The organism is Pseudomonas sp. NY15356 (assembly GCF_048068175.1).
Classification (GTDB): Bacteria; Pseudomonadota; Gammaproteobacteria; order Pseudomonadales; family Pseudomonadaceae; genus Aquipseudomonas; species Aquipseudomonas putida_K.
Genome location: NZ_JBLUPW010000001.1, coordinates 116,600 through 137,104, shown reverse-complemented (window position 1 = coordinate 137,104; position 20,505 = coordinate 116,600). Strand labels below are relative to the sequence as shown.

At 62.6% G+C, this 20,505-nt stretch carries 14 protein-coding genes, 2 tRNA genes and 2 pseudogenes; 14 read left to right on the top strand and 4 right to left on the bottom strand.

Annotation, left to right across the window (positions count from 1 at the left end; all coding sequences use genetic code 11):
- Positions 1-353 precede the first annotated feature (353 nt).
- From ACNFCI_RS00630 to ACNFCI_RS00605, 6 genes and pseudogenes are all read left to right on the top strand, one after another.
- Positions 354-1,541, top strand: coding sequence for an ATP phosphoribosyltransferase regulatory subunit (locus ACNFCI_RS00630; protein WP_084854179.1), 1,188 nt, complete (start codon positions 354-356; stop codon positions 1,539-1,541).
- A gap of 56 nt (positions 1,542-1,597) precedes the next feature.
- Positions 1,598-2,890, top strand: coding sequence for an adenylosuccinate synthase (locus ACNFCI_RS00625; RefSeq protein ID WP_196145050.1), 1,293 nt, complete (start codon positions 1,598-1,600; stop codon positions 2,888-2,890).
- Between the two features lie 617 nt (positions 2,891-3,507).
- Positions 3,508-4,200, top strand: a pseudogene (locus ACNFCI_RS00620) (methyl-accepting chemotaxis protein); the annotation flags it as partial.
- Positions 4,201-4,590: 390 nt separating this feature from the next.
- Positions 4,591-5,106, top strand: a pseudogene (locus tag ACNFCI_RS00615) (methyl-accepting chemotaxis protein); the annotation flags it as partial.
- A 365-nt stretch (positions 5,107-5,471) separates the two neighbouring features.
- A complete protein-coding gene (locus ACNFCI_RS00610) occupies positions 5,472-5,960 on the top strand; it encodes an Hcp family type VI secretion system effector (protein WP_368829456.1) in 489 nt (162 codons plus the stop codon).
- A 9-nt stretch (positions 5,961-5,969) separates the two neighbouring features.
- Positions 5,970-6,944, top strand: coding sequence for a hypothetical protein (locus ACNFCI_RS00605; RefSeq protein WP_368829455.1), 975 nt, complete (start codon positions 5,970-5,972; stop codon positions 6,942-6,944).
- Between the two features lie 440 nt (positions 6,945-7,384).
- On the opposite strand, the gene ACNFCI_RS00600 is transcribed toward ACNFCI_RS00605, so the two are convergent.
- From ACNFCI_RS00600 to ACNFCI_RS00585, 4 genes are all read right to left on the bottom strand, one after another.
- Positions 7,385-8,950 carry an ABC transporter permease gene (locus tag ACNFCI_RS00600; RefSeq protein ID WP_084854192.1) on the bottom strand — a complete coding sequence of 522 codons (1,566 nt, stop codon included), beginning with the start codon at positions 8,948-8,950 and terminating at the stop codon, positions 7,385-7,387.
- The gene (locus ACNFCI_RS00595; protein ID WP_084854195.1) at positions 8,950-9,963 is read right to left on the bottom strand and encodes an extracellular solute-binding protein; all 1,014 of its coding nucleotides are present in this window, start codon (positions 9,961-9,963) and stop codon (positions 8,950-8,952) included. Before ACNFCI_RS00595 ends, ACNFCI_RS00600 begins: the two co-directional genes overlap by 1 nt.
- Positions 9,964-10,293: 330 nt before the next feature.
- Positions 10,294-10,380 (bottom strand) — tRNA-Leu (locus ACNFCI_RS00590).
- Positions 10,381-10,467: 87 nt separating this feature from the next.
- A tRNA-Leu gene (locus tag ACNFCI_RS00585) sits at positions 10,468-10,554 on the bottom strand.
- 270 nt (positions 10,555-10,824) lie between these two features.
- Between ACNFCI_RS00585 and rnr the strand changes: the two genes are divergently transcribed.
- The 8 genes from rnr (at position 10,825) to ACNFCI_RS00545 (ending at position 20,480) form a co-directional block, all read left to right on the top strand.
- Positions 10,825-13,398: a ribonuclease R gene (gene rnr / locus ACNFCI_RS00580; RefSeq protein ID WP_368829454.1), complete on the top strand. Its 2,574-nt coding sequence runs from the start codon at positions 10,825-10,827 to the stop codon at positions 13,396-13,398.
- A complete protein-coding gene (rlmB, locus tag ACNFCI_RS00575) occupies positions 13,395-14,141 on the top strand; it encodes a 23S rRNA (guanosine(2251)-2'-O)-methyltransferase RlmB (RefSeq protein WP_084854201.1) in 747 nt (248 codons plus the stop codon). Before rnr ends, rlmB begins: the two co-directional genes overlap by 4 nt.
- A gap of 290 nt (positions 14,142-14,431) precedes the next feature.
- On the top strand, positions 14,432-14,866 hold the full coding sequence (gene rpsF, locus ACNFCI_RS00570) for a 30S ribosomal protein S6 (protein ID WP_416767214.1): 435 nt from the start codon (positions 14,432-14,434) through the stop codon (positions 14,864-14,866).
- Positions 14,867-14,895: 29 nt separating this feature from the next.
- Entirely contained in the window at positions 14,896-15,126 is a 231-nt protein-coding gene (gene rpsR / locus ACNFCI_RS00565; RefSeq protein WP_009403887.1) for a 30S ribosomal protein S18, read from the top strand.
- Between the two features lie 33 nt (positions 15,127-15,159).
- Positions 15,160-16,053 (top strand): hypothetical protein, encoded by an 894-nt coding sequence (locus tag ACNFCI_RS00560; protein WP_084854206.1) that lies wholly within the window; start codon positions 15,160-15,162, stop codon positions 16,051-16,053.
- A 20-nt stretch (positions 16,054-16,073) separates the two neighbouring features.
- Entirely contained in the window at positions 16,074-16,520 is a 447-nt protein-coding gene (gene rplI / locus ACNFCI_RS00555; RefSeq protein WP_084854208.1) for a 50S ribosomal protein L9, read from the top strand.
- 113 nt (positions 16,521-16,633) lie between these two features.
- Positions 16,634-18,031, top strand: a complete 1,398-nt coding sequence (gene dnaB, locus ACNFCI_RS00550) for a replicative DNA helicase (RefSeq protein ID WP_084854211.1) — start codon at positions 16,634-16,636, stop codon at positions 18,029-18,031.
- Between the two features lie 148 nt (positions 18,032-18,179).
- Entirely contained in the window at positions 18,180-20,480 is a 2,301-nt protein-coding gene (locus ACNFCI_RS00545; RefSeq protein ID WP_084854220.1) for a YgiQ family radical SAM protein, read from the top strand.
- The last annotated feature ends 25 nt before the right edge of the window (positions 20,481-20,505 follow it).

The following is a 20,505-nucleotide window of genomic DNA, read 5'->3' as shown; positions in this document are numbered from 1 at the left end:
TCCTACAGGATTATGCTCCCCTGTGGAGCGGCCTTGTGCCGCGAAAAGGCTGCAAAGCAGCCCCGGCAACTGGCCGGAAGGCACCCGCCCGGCAGCTAAAATGCCAAGCGGGGTGCATCCTGAAGGAAAAGCGGTGTATGATCAGTCAGCCGGGAAATTCCCGGCTTTTTTGCGTCTGCAAGGTTGATTGGCAAGCCGCCGGTTGACGGCTTGGCCAGGTCGCAAGGCAATTCGAGGGTATTGGGTACGGTGGTGGCGCTGGGATCAGTGCTGCCTGCTGCTGTGCGCCAATGCCTGCTTCACTTACGGCTCGCCTGTGGGCAGGCCGCCCGGACCAGAGGGGAAATGGCGTAATGGCAACGGTAGACCGCTGGCTGCTGCCAGATGGCATCGAGGAAGTACTGCCGCCTGAGGCCGCGCGTATCGAGATCGCGCGGCGCCAGGTGTTGGACCTGTTCCAGAGTTGGGGTTACGAACTGGTCGTCACCCCGCATATCGAGTACCTGGAGTCGCTGCTTACCGGTGCCGGCCAGGACCTGGACCAGCGTACCTTCAAGGTGGTCGACCCGCAGTCCGGTCGCCTGATGGGCTTTCGTGCCGACTTCACGCCGCAGGTGGCGCGCATCGACGCCCATACCCTGCGCCGCGAAGGCCCGAGCCGCCTGTGCTATGCCGGCAGCGTGCTGCATGCTCAGCCCCGAGCCCTGTCCACCTCGCGTAGCCCGATCCAGCTCGGTGCCGAGCTGTACGGCGACGCCAGCCCCACCAGCGATGTCGAGGTCATCAGCCTGATGCTCGCCACGCTGCAGCTGACCGACGTCGCCGATGTGCACATGGACCTCGGCCATGTCGGTATCTACCGTGGCCTGGCCCGTGCCGCCGGCCTGTCGGGCGCGGTCGAGCAGCAGTTGTTCGATGCCCTGCAGCGTAAGTCCGTCGATGAAGTGCAGGCCCTGACCGCCGACCTGCCGAAGGACCTGGGCAACATGCTGCGCGCCCTGACCGAGCTGTGCGGTGGCCGCGAAGTGCTGGCCGAGGCCCGGGTGCGCCTGGGCCGAGCCCCGGCCGGTGTGCTGGCCGCGCTGGACGACCTGTTGGCGATCGCCGACCGCCTGGCTGCGCGCTACCCGGACCTGCCCTTGTATTTCGACCTGGGCGAGCTGCGCGGCTATCACTACCACACCGGCGTGGTGTTCGCCGTGTTCGTGCCGGGTGTCGGTCAGTCGATCGCCCAGGGCGGGCGCTACGACGACATCGGCGCCGACTTCGGCCGGGCGCGCCCGGCTACCGGTTTCTCCACGGATTTGAAGACCCTGGTCACACTGGGGCGAGCGGAGGTCGTATTGCCTTCTGGCGGCATCTGGATGCCCGACAGTGGCGATGCGGCCCTCTGGCAGATGGTCTGCCAGTTGCGCAACGAGGGCCAGCGTGTGGTCCAGGCCCTGCCTGGCCAGCCGTTGAGTGCTGCTCTCGAGGCGGATTGTGATCGGCAATTGATTCAGCAAGACGGGCGCTGGCAGGTACTGCCGCTGACCCATTGAGTTTCTTCGTCGGCAAAAGGCCGGCAACCAAGTTTGCGTGAATGAGGACAAGTGTTATGGGTAAGAATGTCGTCGTCCTGGGCACCCAGTGGGGTGATGAGGGCAAAGGCAAGATCGTCGATCTGCTGACCGAACATGCTGCCGCCGTAGTGCGCTACCAGGGTGGCCACAACGCGGGTCACACCCTGGTGATCAATGGTGAGAAGACCGTTCTGCACCTGATTCCTTCCGGCATCCTGCGTGAGGGCGTCCAGTGCCTGATCGGCAACGGCGTGGTCGTTGCCCCGGACGCGCTGATGCGTGAAATCACCAAGCTGGAAGAGAAGGGCGTACCGGTGCGCGAGCGCCTGCGCATCAGCCCGGCGGCGCCGCTGATCCTCTCCTACCACGTGGCCCTGGACCAGGCCCGTGAGAAAGCCCGTGGCGAAGCCAAGATCGGCACCACCGGCCGTGGTATCGGCCCCGCCTATGAAGACAAGGTGGCTCGTCGCGGCCTGCGCGTGGGCGATCTGTTCCACCGCGAGCGCTTCGCCGCCAAGCTCGGCGAGCTGCTGGACTACCACAACTTCCAGCTGGTGAACTACTACAAAGAGCCGGCCATCGACTTCCAGCAGACCCTGGACGAGTGCATGGCCTATGCCGAACAGCTCAAGCCGATGATGCTCGACGTCACCGCCGAGTTGCACAACCTGCGCCGTGCCGGCAAGGACATCATGTTCGAAGGCGCCCAGGGCTCGCTGCTGGACATCGACCACGGTACCTACCCGTACGTCACCAGCTCGAACACCACCGCCGGCGGTATCTCCACCGGTTCTGGCGTCGGCCCGATGTACCTGGACTACATCCTGGGCATCACCAAGGCCTACACCACCCGCGTCGGTTCCGGCCCGTTCCCGACCGAACTGTTCGACGAGACCGGTGCCACCCTGGCCAAGCGCGGCCATGAGTTCGGTTCCACCACCGGTCGCGCTCGTCGTTGCGGCTGGTTCGATGCCGTGATCCTGCGTCGGGCCATCGATGTCAACAGCATCTCGGGCATCTGCCTGACCAAGCTGGACGTGCTGGACGGCCTGGAAACCATCAACATCTGCGTGGGCTACAAGGACGAGAACGGCGCGGTCATCGAAGCACCGACCGACGCCGACAGCTACATCGGCCTGCAGCCGGTGTACGAAGAGCTGCCGGGCTGGAGCGAGTCGACCTTGGGTGCCAAGACCCTGGAAGCGCTGCCGGCCAACGCTCGCGCCTACATCAAGCGCATCGAGGAGCTGATCGGCGCGCCGATCGACATCATCTCGACCGGCCCGGATCGCAACGAGACCATCGTCCTGCGTCATCCGTTTGCCTGATCTGCCGTTCGGCTGATCCGACGCCGCGGCCTCGAAAGGGGCTGCGGCGTTTTTATTTGCAGGTACCTGCATGGGCCCCAATCGCCGGCAAGCCGGCTCCCACCGGTGTGGCGGTGTCTTTGAAGCAGCGCAGGACAGGTTGGAGCTGGCTGGGCCAGTACAAAGCATTTCCTTGCTGAACCTTGGCACTTCCCCCCGCTGACCCCGGCACAACCCTTGCTGTATGAAACGCCCGTGGGTGCCATCAAAGTAATGGCGCCAAGAACACGGGGAGTTACAACGTGTCTGCCATCCTTTCACTGTTACGAAGCCGCCTCTTGCGGCCTGTGTTTGTTGCCCTTGGTATCGCTCTTCTGGTGCAGGTTCTGGTCGCCGTTGCACTGACCCGAAGCACGGTCACTGCCCTGGAGGCGCAATTGGGCGAGCGCCTGGGCTATGACAGCCGCAAGCTCGCCACGGAGCTTGAGCATGCCGGCCAGGATGTTCGCTCGGGCCTGGACAGCCTGTCTGCCAGCACCCGCCAGCGTCTGAGCGCAGGGCTGTCGGCGCGTCTTGAAAGCGAACAGCAGCAATTGCGCAGCACCCTTGAAAAGAACCTCAAGGACTCAGCCAACGACATGGCCGAGCTGCTGGCCTCGGTGGCACCGCGTGCCATCTGGGATAACGATGTGCCCACGCTTTCCGACTTCGCCCGCCGCGCCCAGCGTAACCCCAACGTGCTGTTCGTCATCTATGACGACGCCCAGGGCCAGCATCTCACCCGCTACCTGAACCGGCAGAACCCTATCAATAAAGCCTTGCTCGAGAAGGGGCAGGGCGAGCGGGCGCTGGACAAGGTGCTTGATGCAGCGCGCAAGGACCCCTCGGTGTACTACGTCGAGGCCCCTATCAACCCCAACGGTGCCGAGATCGGCAAGGTTGTGATGGGGGTTTCCACGGCGGGGGTGGAGCAACAGCTCAAGGCCCTGGATGATCGATTCGCCGCCCTGATCGCGAGCGGCGAACAGCTGGTCGGCGACAGCCTGGTGGCTGCGGCGGCCGACAGCGGCAAGGCATTGCGTTCGCGGCTGGAGGCCGCCCAGGGCAGCGCTGCCGCCATGCAGGCCAACACCGCACAAACTGTGCGCGATGCCGCTGCCGAGCTGCGCTGGCGCATAGGCCTCGGTCTGGTGCTTGTGGGCCTGGGGGTGTTGCTGGTGGTGGCCGTCGTGCTGGGGCGACGAGTGGTCAGCAAGCTGCGCCTGTTGATCAGGGCGCTGGATGATCTCGCCGCAGGCGAAGGCGACCTGACCAAGCGAGTGGCGCTCGACAGCCGTGACGAGATCGGCGACATGGCCTCGGCGGTCAACCGCTTCGTCGACAAGTTGCAGCCCATCGTGCGCGAGGCGGGTGAAGTGGCCCAGCGTACGGGCGTGGAAATCGGCACCATGGCCCAGCGCAATGCCGGCGCCGATGCCGCCGCAGCGCTGCAGCGCGACGAGGTGGCCGCCAGCCTGCGCGACCTGTCCAGCATGGCCGACGAAGCCCAGGCCGAAAGCCAGGCCATGCAGGCCGCCTTGCAGCAGGTGGTGGACATCCGTCGCGCTGCCGATGAAAACAGTCGCGCCTCGACCCAGTTGGCACGGTTGATCGAGAACTTGGCCAGCGAAGTGGAGACCGGCTCCCAGGTGATCGAGCGCCTGGCCAAGCAGAGTGAGCAGATCGAGGTGGTGCTGACTGTGATCCATGGGATCGCCGAACAGACCAACCTGCTGGCGCTCAATGCGGCCATCGAAGCGGCGCGGGCAGGGGAGACCGGTCGCGGGTTCGCCGTGGTGGCCGATGAGGTGCGCGCCTTGGCGAGCAAGACGCAAAGCTCGACCGGAGACATCCAGGCGCATATCGCCGCCTTGCAGCAGGGCGCCAAGGAGGCCGTCGCGACCATCGGCCAGGCCGGGCGCCAGGCCAGCGAGGGCCTGCTGGTGCTGCGCGACAACGAACGCCGCCAGCAGTCGGTGCAGGCGGCGGTGGAACAGGTGCACTCGGCCATCGGCCTGGCCACCCGCGCGGCAGAGCAGCAGGCCCACGGTGCGCAGGCGGTGCGCGGGCGGGTGGAGACCATCCATGCCCAGGCCGAGCGCTCGGCCGAGGTGGTGATGCAGACCACCGCCAGCAGCAAGGTGCTGGACGACCTGGCGGCGCAATTGCGGGCCAGCCTGGGTCAGTTCAAGGCTTGACCGCATCGCGAAGCAAGCCCGCTCTCAAGGCTATGGACCGCCCTGTAGGAGCGGGCTTGTCCCGCGATCAAGGGCGAAGCCCTTGCCATGCAATCGCGGAGCTGGGTTGGCCTGTTGAGAGGCCGACTCCGCCCGCACAGCTTTTACGCAACCGCAAATGGCAGTCAGGCCTACGCCCTGTTTGAAACAATTTTAAACGCGATCAATCCGCTTTCAGCGGCGAACATGTAGGCAATTTCTGAATTTCGCCTTTTTCTCCCGACAGTATTGCGACGGCCTTCATAGAGGGGCTAGGTTCGTCTGGACCTCAAGATGACGGTCTCCGACATCTCATGAACAGCTCATCTACTACCAGGGAGGTAAGCATGGCTTTTGATGCCTACATTCAAATCGCGCACATCAATGGCGAAGCACTGGACGCGCAGTATCCCAACTGGATCGAGATCACCGGCTACAAGTTTGGCGCCCACCAGAGCACTTCGGCCACCGCAAGCTCTGCAGGCGGCGCATCCTCCGGGCGGACCACGCTCACCCACTTCACCTTTACCAAATATCTCGACAGCGCCAGCAGCAAGCTTCTCGAAGCCAGCTGTGCCGGCCAGCACCTGAAGGAAGTGAAGCTGGTGGTGTGCCGGGCTGGCACCGAAAAGCTCAAGTACTACGAAGTCGTGCTCGAGGAAGTGATCATCGCCGACTACGCCCAGAGCGCTGGCGATGGCGTGCCGGTGGAAGTCGTGCAGCTGAACTATGGCCGTATCAAGACCACCTATACACGGCAGAAACGCCTCGATGGCAGCGGCGGCGGCAATGTGACCGGCGGTTGGGATCGTATCAACAACAAGAAATATGCGTGAGGGAAGGCCATGTCTGAAGCACGCAGTTTTATCAACGCCCGGGCGCAAACCTATGAGTCGTTGAAGGCTGGCATCTCCATGTCGGCGAATCAACGAGCCAAGTTTGATGTGCTGAATGCACATATCGTCAACAGTGTGGTCGTCGGAGGGGAGCTGGTCATCGTTGGAGATCCCAGTACTCCGTCATGCACCAGTCATGAAGCCTTTTTGATGGCCAAGGCTTCGATCATTCACCACGACATAGTATTCAATAATGTCGGAGTGGATGATTTCTTCTTAGATAATTTTGACCTGCTGCAAAGCATACTTGCACAGGCCTCCCTAGGAGTTGGGGTGGTCAGTGATGGCTGGGGGAGATATTTGAATGATATCAAAGATACTTTGGTGAAAATAGACTTGTTATATTATGAGCATATGCGTAGTGGCGCTCTGAAAGGACGTGAAGAGTTTTATGCAAAGCGTAAAGTGCTATTTGTAAGGCTGGAGGAGCAGCTCGGAAAAATGGCTGCGTACGGTTCGGGTTTACGCATCCAGGGTTCAGTAAAAAGGATGTTGGAGCTTTCTACTAAAAGCTACCTCGCTACGGGAGAAATAGCACGCTATGTTGAAAAAGTCGCAGGTGTAGCAAAGGCAGCAAATCTTGTAAAGAAAGGGGGGTATATAGGCATCGGACTAGAGGTGGCCTCTGCAGGGCTATCTATTCATAAGGCCTGCACGTTTGGACGCGAAGAAGAATGTAAAAAGGCTAGATACATTGAAAGCGGTGCACTGGCAGGAAGTTTAGCTGGAAGTGCTGGTGGCGGATTGGCGGGCGCTGCCGTAATTAGCGGATTATGTACAGCCATTGGCGTCCCCACGGCAGGCGTGGGAACGCTTGCTTGTGCCGTAATTGGAGGGGCTGTAGGTGGTAAGTTGGGAGGGGAATTCGGCAAAGGGTGGGCTGGAAATGTGGGGGAGTTAATTTATGGGAGGATATATGAGTGAGCTTTGAAGTGTTAGTCCTAATGGCCGCATTTCTATTGATGTGTGTGGCTTTGAGTGTGAGTGTAATGGCGTATTTGGCATTGCGTTATGTTGAAGTTATTGAGTCGAGCTTGGTGGGGTGTCAATATGTGCGGGACAATAAGAGTAATCTTTCTTCCGCAGGTTTTCTAGGAAAGGTTCTGCGAACCTGCTTGGCCGCAAATATGCTATTAATGCCAGGGCCTTTTGTTAGAAGAGGTGTCGCGGATCGGGTTGAGATGAATAAACTTCCGATCAGGCTAAAAAGAGTTTTGATCCTTTCTTGGAGTGGGCTTCTGGTCTCGGTATCGTTGTTTTTTGTTTTCCATGGAGTAGTCAGGTTTTTAGGATGGTCCGATTAGCCTGCCTGTTCATCAGCAGGCGTGGGGCGGTCACCGCCCCAACCTTCTTTGCGATAGCGCTCACGCCTTGTTCAAATACATCCGCGTCGTCAGCAGATACACCGGCAACCCCGAAACCACGATCAACAGCGCCGCGTAAGGCGCCGCCGCCGCGAACTCGACGTTGGCGGTATGTGCCCACACTTCAGTCGCCAGCGTGGTCATGCCGGTCGGGCTGAGCAGCAAGGTGGCCGTCAGCTCCTTCATGGCATCGAGGAACACCAGGGCAAAGGCTGCTGCCAGGGCTGGGAAGATGATCGGCAGCGTCACCCGGCAAAACGCACCGAAGCTGCTGGCGCCCAGGGTGCGGGCGGCTTCTTCCAGGGTTGGCGAGGCCTTGTTCAGTGCCGTGCGCACTGGCGCCTGGGCCAGGGGCAGGAACAACAGCGCATAGGCCAGGATGAGCAATGCAGTGGTCTGGTAGAGCGCCGGTACGTAGTGCAGGGCGAAGAACACCAGGGTCAGGGCGATCACCAGGCCGGGCAGGGCATGGAGCAGATAGGGCAGGCGTTCAGCCCAGATCGCCAGGCGGCCTTTGTAGCGCACCACCAGGAAGCTGATCGGCAACGCCAGCAGGACGCAGAAGCCAGCGCCGCCCAGGGAGACCGACAGCGAGGTGAGCAGTGCCTTGCCGATCTCGGCGACCGGGAAGGCTGCCGAGGCGCCCACGCTCAGCCAATACCCGAGCATCGCCAGGGGAATGCCGCTGCCCAGTATGGCCAGCGCCAGGCAGAACAGTTGCGCCGCTGGCATCCAGCCGCGCAGCTTCACCGGTTGGGCGCGTCGGGCCACGCCCTGGCCGATGCGCACATGACGCGCCTTGCCGCGTACTCGCAGTTCGAGCCAGAGCATTGCCAGGCACAGCGCCAACAGCACTGCCGAAAGCATTGCGGCGTTGGCATTGCTGAACTCGAGTTCGAACTGCTGGTAGATCGCGGTGGTGAAGGTTTGTAGGCCAAGGATCGACAGCGCGCCGAACTCCACCAGCATATGCAGGGCAATCAGCAGTGCGCCGCCCAGCATCGAGGGCCACAGCAGCGGCAGGGTGATCTTGGTGAACACGCCCCAACGGCTGCAGCCCAGCGTGCGCGCCGACTCCTCCAAGGAGGTGTCGAGGTTACGCAGGGTGGCCGCCACCGGCAGGAACACCAACGGGTACTTGGACAGCGCCATGACCAGGATCGCCCCGCCCAGACCTTCGAAGCCCGAGCTCAGCGACACCCAGGTGAAGCTGCTGACGAACGACGGCACGGCAAACGGCAGGCACAGCACCACGCCCCAGAGGCGGCGACCCGGCAGGTCGCTGCGCTCGAGCAGCCAGGCCAGGGCCAGGCCGGCGACCATGCACAGTATCGTCACCCCGGCCATCAGCATCAGGGTGTTGCGCAGCAGGCCCCAGACGAATGGCCGCCAGAGCAGGCGCAAGGCTTCATGCCAGCCGGCCTCCCAGGTCTTGGTGCCGACATACAGCAATGGCAGCACGCTCATCGCCACCAGGAACAGAACCGGCAGCACCACCCAGATGGAGGGGCGTTTGCGGCGTGGTACGAAGCGCGGCAGGGCCGCTTGGGGCAGGGCGGCGGTCATCAGAGCAGGCCGACCTCGCGCTCGAGCTCCAGGGCTTCCTCGGCATTGCCCAGGTCGGCCGGGGTGATCTTCGGTGGGCGCAGGTCCTCGAATGGCTTCAGGCCCTGGTCGGAGACCATGCCCTTGTGCAGCGGGTATTCGGCGGTGGTCTGGGTGATCACGCGCTGGCCTTCTTCGCTGGCCATCCAGTTGAGCAGTGCCTGGGCTTCCTTGGGGTGCTTGCTGGCCTTGACCGCGCCTGCGCCGGAAATGGTCACCAGGTTGCCGGCGTCACCGTCGGCCAGGTAGTACAGGCGGGTGTCCAGCTGGCCGCGCTCGCGCTTGAGGGCGTACCAGTAGTAGTTGTTCACCAGCACGGCATCGACTTCACCTTTCTCCACGGCCTTGAGGGCGACCATGTTGTTGGTGTAGGTCTTGCCGAATGCCTTGAGGCCGGTCAGCCATTCCTCGGTGGCTTCCCGGCCGTGCAGCTTGAGGATGGCCACGGCCTGCTCCTGGAAGGCGCCGCTGGTGGGCACGTAGCCGACCCGGCGGTCCCATTCGGGGTTGGCGAAGTCCATCACGGTGGTCGGCAGGTCTTTTTCGTCGACTTTCTTGGGGTTGTACACCACCACGCGGGTGCGTGCGGTGACGCCCATCCAGGTACCGTTGGCGCCGACGTATTCCTTGGGCAGCATGTTCAGGGTGGCGTCGTCGATCTTGGCCAGCAGGCCCAGCTCGCCCAGGTTGTTCAGGGGCGGGGATTCCTCGGTGTAGATGACATCGGCAGGGGAGCGGTCGCCTTCCTCGATGATCTGGCTGGCCAGCTGGTTGCTGCTGCCCTTGCGGATATTGATGTGGATGCCGGTCTTGGCCTCGTAGGCCTTGGCGATGGCTTCGCCGATTTCCTTGTGCTGGCCGTTGTACAGGGTCAGGGTGACCGGGTCGTCAGCCAGGGCGGCCGGTGCGCCGATCACCAGGCCGAGCAGGGCGGTGGCCAGGCTGCGCATCAGCAATTGCGGGCGGATCGTCATGCGGGTACTTCCTCGCTTACGGCTACATATTTGGAAACAATGGTAAACGAAATCGTTTCTCAAGTGGCCGGGTGAAGGAAAATTCAGGGATAGACCAAAGGGTGGGGCGTGTCCGCTTCCCTTGTAGGAGCGGCCTTGCGCCGCGAATCGGGCGCGAAGCGGCCGCAATGGGGCGATGTGATATTCACCCGTGGGGCGTGCATGCAGGGTTTACGGCCGCTTCGCGCCCGGTTCGCGGCGCAAGGCCGCTGCTACAGAGAAGGCGTGAATGCTGGAAGGGTAAAATCGCAGGCAAGAAAAAACCCACTAGCAAGCTAGTGGGTTTTTGTATGGTGCCCAGGAGAAGACTCGAACTTCCACGACCGTTAAGTCACTGATACCTGAAACCAGCGCGTCTACCAATTCCGCCACCTGGGCAAAGCTTTGCATCATCTGGTGAGGCGAAAACCGTTCGCTTTCACACAGCAGTAACAGATCCTTGGTCATCTGTTACTTGAAAATCATTGGTGCCCAGGAGAAGACTCGAACTTCCACGGCCGTTAAGCCACTGATACCTGAAACCAGCGCGTCTACCAATTCCGCCACCTGGGCACACATTCGAGATAAAAGATGCTTTACAGCGCCGTTCATCTCTACTACAACTTCGGGGTTGTCCGTCGTTGTGGTGCGCACTATACGGACGCTCCTGAGGGCTGTAAAGCCCCCAGCTCAAAAAAATTTCAAAAAATTCAACTTGTTGATTCCGCAGGCCTATTCCCGCACACCGGACATGCCACTGGGGCTGTCCAAGGCTGACATTTCCGGTTTCAATACGCCTATGCCAGAATTCCTATCTATATACCCCAAGGTGAACCCCTTCTGATGGCCGATTGGCAATCCCTCGATCCCGAGGCCGCTCGCGAAGCGGAAAAATACGAGAATCCCATCCCCAGCCGTGAGCTGATCCTGCAGCGCCTTGCCGACCGTGGCGAGCCCGCCGCCCGCGAAGAGCTGGCCGCAGAGTTCGGCCTGCACGACGAAGACCAGATCGAAGCCCTGCGTCGCCGCCTGCGTGCCATGGAGCGTGACGGCCAGCTGATCTACACCCGGCGCGGCACCTATGCCCCGGTGGACAAGCTGGACCTGATCTGCGGCCGTGTCTCCGGCCACCGCGACGGCTTCGGCTTCCTTATTCCCGACGACGGCAGCGAGGACCTGTTCCTCAGCCCCGCGCAGATGCGCCTGGTGTTCGACGGCGACCGGGGCCTTGCCCGCGTCTCGGGTGTCGACCGCCGTGGCCGCCGCGAGGGCGCGCTGGTGGAAATCATCTCCCGCGCCCACGAGAGCGTGGTCGGCCGCTACTTCGAGGAAGGCGGCATTGGTTACGTGACCCCCGACAACCCGAAGATCCAGCAGGAAGTGCTGGTTACCGCCGGGCGCAATGGCGGGGCCAAGATCGGCCAGTTCGTCGAGATCAAGATCACCCACTGGCCGACACCGCGCTTCCAGCCCCAGGGCGACGTGGTCGAGGTCATCGGCAACTACATGGCGCCGGGCATGGAGATCGATGTCGCCTTGCGCAGCTACGACATCCCGCATGTCTGGCCCAAAGAGGTGATCAAGGAAGCCCGCAGGTTCCGCTCCGAAGTCGAGGAAAAGGACAAGGAGAAACGTGTCGACCTGCGCCACCTGCCGTTCGTCACCATCGACGGTGAGGACGCCCGCGACTTCGACGATGCGGTCTATTGCGAGCCGCTGGGCAAGCTGCGCCTGTTCTCCGGTGGCTGGCGCCTGTATGTGGCGATCGCCGATGTCTCCAGCTATGTGCGCCTGGGCTCGGCTCTGGACATCGAGGCCCAGCAGCGGGGCAACTCGGTGTACTTCCCCGAGCGCGTCGTGCCCATGCTGCCCGAAGAGCTGTCCAACGGCCTGTGCTCGCTGAACCCGCATGTCGATCGCCTGGCCATGGTCTGTGAAATGACCATCAACAAAGCCGGCCAGATGGTCGACTACCAGTTCTACGAAGGCGTCATCCACTCCCATGCGCGCCTGACCTACAACAAGGTCAGCAGCATGCTCGAGCATGCCCGCACCCGCGAAGGCAAGGCCCTGCGCGAGGAGTACAGCGCCGTCCTGCCGGACCTCAAGCACCTCTATGCGCTGTACAAGGCGCTGGTGGCCGCTCGTCATACCCGTGGCGCCATCGACTTCGAAACCCAGGAAACCCGCATCATCTTCGGCGAAGACCGCAAGATCGATGAGATCCGCCCGACCGTGCGCAACGACGCCCACAAGCTGATCGAGGAATGCATGCTGGCGGCCAACGTGGCCACCGCCGAGTTCCTGCAGAAGCATGGCGTTCCGGCCCTGTACCGCGTGCACGATGGCCCGCCGCCGGAGCGCCTGGAAAAACTGCGCGCCTTCCTGGGCGAGCTCGGCCTGTCGCTGCACAAGGGCAAGGAGCCTTCGCCGAAGGACTACCAGGCCCTGTTGGCGAGCATCGCCGAGCGCCCGGACTTCCACCTGATCCAGACCGTCATGCTGCGCTCGCTGAGCCAGGCGGTGTACAGCGTCGAGAACAACGGCCACTTCGGCCTGAACTACGAGGCCTACACCCACTTCACCTCGCCGATCCGCCGCTACCCGGACCTGCTGGTCCACCGCGCCATCCGCAGCGTCATCCGCTCGAAGGTCGATACCCCGCACGTCAAGCGGGCCGGCGCCATGAGCATCCCGAAGGCGCGGATCTACCCGTACGACGAGAACACCCTCGAGCAGATGGGCGAGCAGTGCTCGATGACCGAGCGGCGCGCCGACGAGGCCACCCGTGACGTGGTCAACTGGCTCAAGTGCGAATACATGCGTGACCGCGTTGGCGAGACCTTCCCGGGTGTGATCACCGCCGTGACCGGCTTTGGCCTGTTCGTCGAGCTGACCGACATCTATGTCGAAGGCCTGGTGCATGTCAGCGCCCTGCCAGGCGACTATTACCACTTCGACCCGGTGCATCACCGCCTGTCCGGCGAGCGCAGCGGGCGCAGTTTCCGCCTGGGCGATACGGTCGAGGTCAAGGTCATGCGCGTCGACCTGGAGCAGCGCAAGATCGACTTCGAGATGTCCGAGCAGGCCGTTGCCGCCCCGGTCGGCCGCAAGTCGCGCGGTGCGACCCCGCAGGCCGCTGCCACCGCGACCGAGCCTGCACCGGAGCCGAAGATTTCGCCCAAGCCGCGTAGCCGCAAGAGCGAGGCGTCCGAGGCCTACTTCCCCAAGGATGCCGTGCAGCGCAACGCCGAGGTGCGCAAGAGCCGCGAAATGAAGAAGGCGCTGATGAGCGAGGCTCGCCACAGCCACGCCAGCGGCAAGTCGGAGAAGGGCGCCAAGGCGTCCGGCAAGCCGACCAAGCACCGCAAGGGGCCGTCGAAGTCCGGCGCGCCACGTAAAGGCAAGAAGTCATGAGCCAGCTGGAAAAAATCTACGGTGTACACGCCGTGCAAGGGCTGCTGCAGCACCATCCCAAGCGGGTCAAGCAGATCTGGCTGTCGGAAGGTCGCAGCGAGCCGCGTATCCAGGCCCTGCTGGCGCTGGCCGCGGAAAACCGTGTGCCGGTCGGCCAGGCCGAGCGCCGTGAGCTGGACGCCTGGGTCGAGGGTGTACACCAGGGTGTGGTCGCCGAGGTCAGCCCCAGCCAGGTCTGGGGCGAGGCCATGCTCGACGAGATGCTCGAGCGTGCCGAGCAGCCGCCGCTGATCCTGGTGCTCGATGGCGTGACCGACCCGCACAACCTCGGCGCCTGCCTGCGTACCGCAGATGCTGCCGGCGCTACCGCGGTGGTCATCCCCAAGGATAAGTCGGCCACCCTGACCGCCGTGGTGCGCAAGGTCGCCTGCGGTGCCGCCGAGGTGATCCCGCTGGTGGCCGTGACCAACCTGGCCCGTACCCTGGAAAAACTCCAGCAACGCGGCCTGTGGATCGTCGGCACTGCCGGCGAGGCCGAGCAGGAGCTGTACCAGCAGGACCTGACCGGGCCGATCGCCATCGTCATGGGGGCCGAAGGCAAGGGCATGCGCCGCCTGACCCGCGAGCACTGCGACTTCCTGGTCAAGCTGCCGATGGCCGGTAGCGTGAGCAGCCTGAACGTGTCGGTGGCCACCGGCGTGTGCCTGTTCGAGGCCGTGCGCCAGCGCCAAGGCAAGCGCTGACCCTATCGCGGGACAAGCCCGCTCCCACAGCGTCTGCGTCGGTCTTGCTGGCGGGGGGCGCCTGTGGGAGCGGGCTTGTCCCGCGATGGGCTGCTCACAGTCTGGAGTTGTTTCAGGCTGTTCAAAGATTCGCCAATCGCCTTGCTTGTCCGCCCCGCCTTCTCTACAATTGCGCCCCTTGCCAAGCAGGCAGGCGCGCATGTGCCTTCTTTTCAAGGCAAGACATACAGTGTCATTCACTCCTTGTCTGACCAGGGTGCTGGCAGACTACTAACCCGTAAGGAGCATTCATGCGTCATTACGAAATCATCTTCCTGGTTCACCCGGACCAGAGCGAGCAAGTCGGCGGCATGGTTGAGCGTTACACCAAGCTGATCGAAGAAGACGGCGGCAAGATCCACCGCCTGGAAGACTGGGGCCGTCGTCAGCTGGCCTACGCCATCAACAACGTTCACAAGGCTCACTACGTGATGCTGAACGTTGAGTGCACCGGCAAGGCCCTGGCCGAGCTGGAAGACAACTTCCGCTACAACGATGCCGTGATCCGTAACCTGATCATCCGTCGCGACGAAGCCGTCACCGGTCCGTCCGAGATGCTGAAGGCCGAAGAGAACCGCAGCGAGCGCCGTGAGCGTCGCGAGCGTCCTGAAGCTGCTGATGGCGCCGAAGGCGACGACAGCAACGACAGCGACAACAGCGACAACAGCGATAACGCTGACGAGTAATCCACGGACCTTTTTGAGGAGCCTATTACATGGCACGTTTCTTCCGTCGTCGTAAATTCTGCCGCTTCACTGCCGAAGACGTGAAAGAGATCGACTACAAAGATCTCAACACCCTGAAAGCTTACGTATCCGAAACCGGCAAAATCGTTCCAAGCCGTATCACCGGTACCAAAGCTCGTTATCAGCGTCAGCTGGCTACCGCTATCAAGCGCGCCCGCTTCCTGGCCCTGCTGCCCTACACCGACAGCCACGGCCGCTGAGACCGGGTCGTCGACAAGTAGCAAGGGATAAGCATGCGAGCGTTGGCTGATTTCATCATGCGCGGTCGTGTGCAGGCCTCCATCGTGGTGGCCGGTTGTGCGGCATTGCCGCTGTTGTTCTGGTTGAGTGCCGCCGCCGGGAGCCTGGTGTTCCTGCGGCGCGGTTTCAAGGACGCTTCCTCGGTCATCGTCTGGGGCATCTTGCCGGCGTTGGCCTGGTGGGTCTTCGGCGAGCCACGCACCTTGATGGTGCTGCTGGGGACGCTGGGGCTGGCTGCGCTGTTGCGCGCCGGGCATTCCTGGAACCGGGTGCTGTTGTCCAGCATCGCCCTGGGCCTGTTGTACGGTGTTGTGCTTGGTTCGGTGTTCCGCGAACCGATCGAAGCTCTGGCGCGAGCGCTTGAAAAAGCCCTGCCGCAGATGCTCGACGGCCTCTACCAGCAGTTATCGGTAGAGGAACAGGCACACCTTGGAAGCCTCATCGTACCGGTGCTCGGCGGCCTGATCGCGGCCCTGTTGCAAGTTGTCAGTGTGCTGGCCCTGATGTTGGGGCGCTACTGGCAAGCCGTGTTGTACAACCCGGGAGGTTTCGGCCGCGAGTTTCAAGCGGTACGGATTCCCCTGGTGCCGATGCTGGTGCTGTTGGCCTGCATGCTGTTCGGCCCGAACCTCGGTTCCGGCCTGGCATTGCTGACGCCGCTGTGCAGCGTACCGCTCATGTTCGCGGGCATTGCCTTGCTGCACGGGTTGGTGGCCCAGAAGCGCCTGGCCAGGTTCTGGCTGGTGGGGTTGTACGTGACGCTGGTGCTGTTCATGCAGCTGACCTATCCGTTGCTCGTGGTCCTGGCCATTGTCGACAGCCTGATTGATTTTCGCGGTCGCAAGTCCCCTCACCAGGGTGACGACTCCGCGAACGGTGAAGGTTAAAAGTTAAGAGGTTTTACCAAATGGAACTGATCCTGCTGGAAAAAGTCGCCAACCTGGGCAACCTGGGCGACAAAGTAAAAGTTAAAGGTGGTTACGGCCGTAACTTCCTGCTGCCTTTCGGCAAGGCTGTCGTTGCCAACGCCGCCAACCTGGCTGCGTTCGAAGAGCGTCGCGCCGAGCTGGAAAAGGCTGCTGCAGACCGTAAAGCTTCGGCTGAAAGCCGTGCTGCCCAACTGGCCGAGCTGGAAGTGACCATCACTGCCACCGCCGGTGACGAAGGCAAGCTGTTCGGTTCGATCGGCACCCACGACATCGCTGACGCCCTGACCGCCTCCGGCGTTGAAGTGGCCAAGGCTGAAGTTCGTCTGCCGAACGGCACCATCCGCCAGGTTGGCGAATACGACGTAGCCGTGCACCTGCACAGCGACGTCGAAGCCACCGTACGCGTGGTCGTCGTAGCTGCCTAAGCTGCACTGGCTGGCTAGCCCTTGATGGGCTCGCCGGTTAACATCGGGCACGGTCCTGTCTTTCACAGGCCGTGCCCTTTGTCTTTTTCATCCTCCAGAATTCTTTCGTGGCCATGAACGAGATCACCACCCCCGAACAGCTCGACCTGCAGACCGCTGCCCTGAAGGTGCCGCCGCATTCCATCGAGGCCGAACAGGCCGTGCTCGGTGGCCTGCTGCTGGACAACAACGCCTGGGAGCGGGTGCTGGACCAGGTGTCGGATGGCGATTTCTACCGGCATGACCACCGCCTGATCTTCCGGGCCGTGCACAAGCTCGCCGACGCCAACCAGCCGTTCGACGTGGTCACCTTGCATGAGCAGCTGGACAAGGAAGGGCTGTCGAGCCAGGTCGGTGGCCTGGCCTACCTGGCCGAGCTGGCCAAGAACACCCCGTCGGTGGCGAACATCAAGGCTTACGCCGCGATCATTCGCGAGCGTGCCACCTTGCGTCAACTGATCAGCATCAGTACCGATATCGCGGACAACGCCTTCAACCCGCAGGGGCGCAGTGCCGAAGAGATCCTCGACGATGCCGAGCGACAGATCTTCCAGATTGCTGAAGCCCGTCCGAAAACCGGCGGGCCGGTAGGAGTCAACGAGCTGTTGACCATGGCGATCGACCGGATCGACACGCTGTTCAACTCCGACAGCGACATCACGGGCGTCTCCACCGGTTTCACCGATCTGGACGAGAAGACCAGCGGCCTGCAGCCCGCCGACCTGATCATCGTCGCGGGCCGTCCATCGATGGGCAAGACCACCTTCGCCATGAACCTGGTGGAAAACGCCGTGCTGCGTACCGACAAAGCGGTGCTGGTGTTTTCCCTCGAGATGCCAGGTGAGTCGCTGGTCATGCGTATGCTGTCGTCCCTGGGCCGTATCGACCAGACCAAGGTGCGTTCCGGCCAACTGGACGACGACGACTGGCCGCGCCTGACCTCGGCAGTCAACCTGCTCAACGACCGCAAGCTGTTCATCGACGATACCGCCGGCATCAGCCCTTCGGAAATGCGCGCGCGTACCCGTCGCCTGGCGCGCGAGCATGGCGAGATCGCCCTGATCATGGTCGACTACCTGCAGCTGATGCAGATCCCGGGCTCTGCCGGTGACAACCGGACCAACGAGATTTCCGAGATCTCTCGCTCGCTCAAGGCCCTGGCCAAGGAATTCAACTGCCCGGTCATCGCCCTGTCGCAGCTCAACCGTTCCCTCGAGCAGCGCCCGAACAAGCGTCCGGTGAACTCCGACCTGCGTGAATCCGGTGCGATCGAGCAGGACGCCGACGTGATCATGTTCGTCTACCGGGACGAGGTGTATCACCCTGAGACTGAGCACAAGGGCGTAGCGGAAATCATCATCGGTAAACAGCGTAACGGCCCCATCGGTTTCGTTCGCCTGGCATTCATCGGCAAGTACACCCGCTTCGAGAACCTTGCGCCGGGTATGTACAACTTCGACGACGACGAATGAATCCCGGTAGGAGCGGCACAAGGCCGCTTCTACTGAATCCGGCCATCCCCGGCTTTCGATGAATCCGACCTTGGTCGTCGGATTTGATCAAAATTTGTGCTATATTCCGCGCCCGCGATTTCCCTGCACACCCATACCGGTCATTGACATGCAAGCAGCCAAGCCACTCTACGACTATCCCAAGTACTGGGCCGAATGCTTCGGGCCAGCGCCTTTCCTGCCGATGAGCAGGGAGGAGATGGATCTGCTCGGCTGGGATTCCTGCGACATCATCATCGTGACCGGTGATGCGTACGTCGACCATCCGTCGTTCGGCATGGCCATCATCGGCCGCCTGCTGGAGGCCCAGGGCTTTCGCGTAGGCATCATCGCCCAGCCGAACTGGCAGTCGAAGGACGACTTCATGAAGCTCGGCGAGCCGAACCTGTTCTTCGGTGTCGCGGCCGGCAACATGGATTCGATGATCAACCGCTACACCGCAGACAAGAAGATCCGTTCCGACGATGCCTACACGCCCGGCGGCATGGCTGGCAAGCGTCCGGATCGCGCCAGCCTGGTCTACAGCCAGCGCTGCAAGGAAGCCTACAAGCACGTGCCGATCGTGCTCGGCGGCATCGAGGCCTCCTTGCGCCGTATCGCGCACTACGACTACTGGCAGGACAAGGTCCGCCACTCGATCCTGATCGACGCCAGCGCCGATATTCTGCTGTTCGGCAACGCCGAGCGTGCGGTGGTCGAGGTGGCCCAGCGCCTGGCAAGCGGCGAGAAGATCGAGACTATCACCGATGTACGCGGTACCGCGTTCGTGCGCCGTGACACGCCCGAGGGCTGGTACGAGATCGACTCGACCCGCATCGACCGCCCCGGCCGGGTCGACAAGATCATCAACCCGTACGTGAACACCCAGGACACCCAGGCCTGCGCCATCGAGCAGGCCAAGGGCGAGGTCGAGGACCCGAACGAAGCCAAGGTGGTGCAGATCCTCGACAGCCCGCGCATGACCCGGGAAAAGTCGGTGATCCGCCTGCCGTCGTTCGAGAAGGTGCGTAACGACCCGGTGCTCTATGCCCACGCCAACCGGGTGCTGCACCTGGAGACCAACCCGGGCAATGCCCGCGCCCTGGTGCAGAAGCATGGCGAGGTGGATGTGTGGTTCAACCCGCCACCCATCCCGATGAGCACCGAAGAGATGGACTACGTGTTCGGCATGCCCTACGCGCGCGTGCCGCACCCGGCCTACGGCAAGGAGCGTATCCCGGCCTACGAGATGATCCGTTTCTCGGTGAACATCATGCGTGGCTGCTTCGGCGGCTGCACGTTCTGCTCGATCACCGAGCACGAAGGAAGGATCATCCAGAACCGCTCGCATGAGTCGATCCTGCACGAGATCGAGGAGATGCGCGACAAGGTACCGGGCTTCACCGGCGTGGTTTCCGACCTGGGCGGCCCGACCGCCAACATGTACCGCATCGCCTGCAAGAGCCACGACATCGAGAAGCACTGCCGCAAGCCGTCGTGCGTGTTCCCGGGTATCTGCGAGAACCTCAACACCGACCACAGTTCGTTGATCGAGCTGTACCGCAAGGCCCGCGCTTTGCCGGGGGTGAAGAAGATCCTGATCGCGTCGGGCCTGCGCTACGATCTGGCGGTGGAATCGCCGGAATACGTCAAGGAGCTGGTGACCCACCACGTGGGTGGCTACCTGAAGATCGCCCCGGAGCACACCGAGCGTGGCCCGTTGGACAAGATGATGAAGCCGGGCATCGGTACCTATGACCGCTTCAAGCGCATGTTCGAGAAGTTCTCCAAGGAGGCGGGCAAGGAGCAGTACCTGATCCCGTACTTCATCGCCGCGCACCCCGGCACCACCGACGAGGACATGATGAACCTTGCCCTGTGGCTCAAGGGCAACGGCTTCCGCGCCGACCAAGTGCAGGCGTTCTACCCTTCGCCCATGGCCTCGGCCACGGCCATGTACCACTCGGGCAAGAACCCGCTGCGCAAGGTCACCTACAAGAGCGAAGGGGTGGAGATCGTCAAGAGCGAGGAGCAGCGCCGCCTGCACAAGGCATTCCTGCGCTACCACGACCCCAAGGGTTGGCCGATGCTACGTGAGGCCCTGCAGCGCATGGGCCGTGCCGACCTGATTGGGCCGGGCAAGCACCAGCTGATCCCGCTGCACCAGCCGCAGACCGACAGCTACCAGAGTGCCCGGCGCAAGAACTCGACCCCGGCCGGCAGCCACAAGGTGGGCAAGGACCAGAAGATCCTCACCCAGCACACTGGCCTGCCGCCGCGCGCCAGCGATGGCAGCAAGCCGTGGGACAAGCGCGAGAAGGCCAAGGCCGAGGCGTTCGCCCGCAACCAGCAGGCGGCCAAGGAGCGCAAGGAAGCGGCCAAGGGCGGCAAGGGCAAGAGGAAGCCGCGTCAGCCGGTCATTCCGCGCTGACTGATCCCTTGGGGCTGCTTTGCAG

What these genes read in the sequence shown, in the direction of transcription:
- ACNFCI_RS00630 (WP_084854179.1), top strand. Translation starts at nt 354, where the DNA reads ATGGCAACGGTAGACCGCTGGCTGCTGCCAGATGGCATCGAGGAAGTA.
- ACNFCI_RS00625 (WP_196145050.1), top strand. Translation starts at nt 1,598, where the DNA reads ATGGGTAAGAATGTCGTCGTCCTGGGCACCCAGTGGGGTGATGAGGGC.
- ACNFCI_RS00610 (WP_368829456.1), top strand. Translation starts at nt 5,472, where the DNA reads ATGGCTTTTGATGCCTACATTCAAATCGCGCACATCAATGGCGAAGCA.
- ACNFCI_RS00605 (WP_368829455.1), top strand. Translation starts at nt 5,970, where the DNA reads ATGTCTGAAGCACGCAGTTTTATCAACGCCCGGGCGCAAACCTATGAG.
- ACNFCI_RS00600 (WP_084854192.1), bottom strand. Translation starts at nt 8,950, where the DNA reads ATGACCGCCGCCCTGCCCCAAGCGGCCCTGCCGCGCTTCGTACCACGC.
- ACNFCI_RS00595 (WP_084854195.1), bottom strand. Translation starts at nt 9,963, where the DNA reads ATGACGATCCGCCCGCAATTGCTGATGCGCAGCCTGGCCACCGCCCTG.
- rnr (WP_368829454.1), top strand. Translation starts at nt 10,825, where the DNA reads ATGGCCGATTGGCAATCCCTCGATCCCGAGGCCGCTCGCGAAGCGGAA.
- rlmB (WP_084854201.1), top strand. Translation starts at nt 13,395, where the DNA reads ATGAGCCAGCTGGAAAAAATCTACGGTGTACACGCCGTGCAAGGGCTG.
- rpsF (WP_416767214.1), top strand. Translation starts at nt 14,432, where the DNA reads ATGCGTCATTACGAAATCATCTTCCTGGTTCACCCGGACCAGAGCGAG.
- rpsR (WP_009403887.1), top strand. Translation starts at nt 14,896, where the DNA reads ATGGCACGTTTCTTCCGTCGTCGTAAATTCTGCCGCTTCACTGCCGAA.
- ACNFCI_RS00560 (WP_084854206.1), top strand. Translation starts at nt 15,160, where the DNA reads ATGCGAGCGTTGGCTGATTTCATCATGCGCGGTCGTGTGCAGGCCTCC.
- rplI (WP_084854208.1), top strand. Translation starts at nt 16,074, where the DNA reads ATGGAACTGATCCTGCTGGAAAAAGTCGCCAACCTGGGCAACCTGGGC.
- dnaB (WP_084854211.1), top strand. Translation starts at nt 16,634, where the DNA reads ATGAACGAGATCACCACCCCCGAACAGCTCGACCTGCAGACCGCTGCC.
- ACNFCI_RS00545 (WP_084854220.1), top strand. Translation starts at nt 18,180, where the DNA reads ATGCAAGCAGCCAAGCCACTCTACGACTATCCCAAGTACTGGGCCGAA.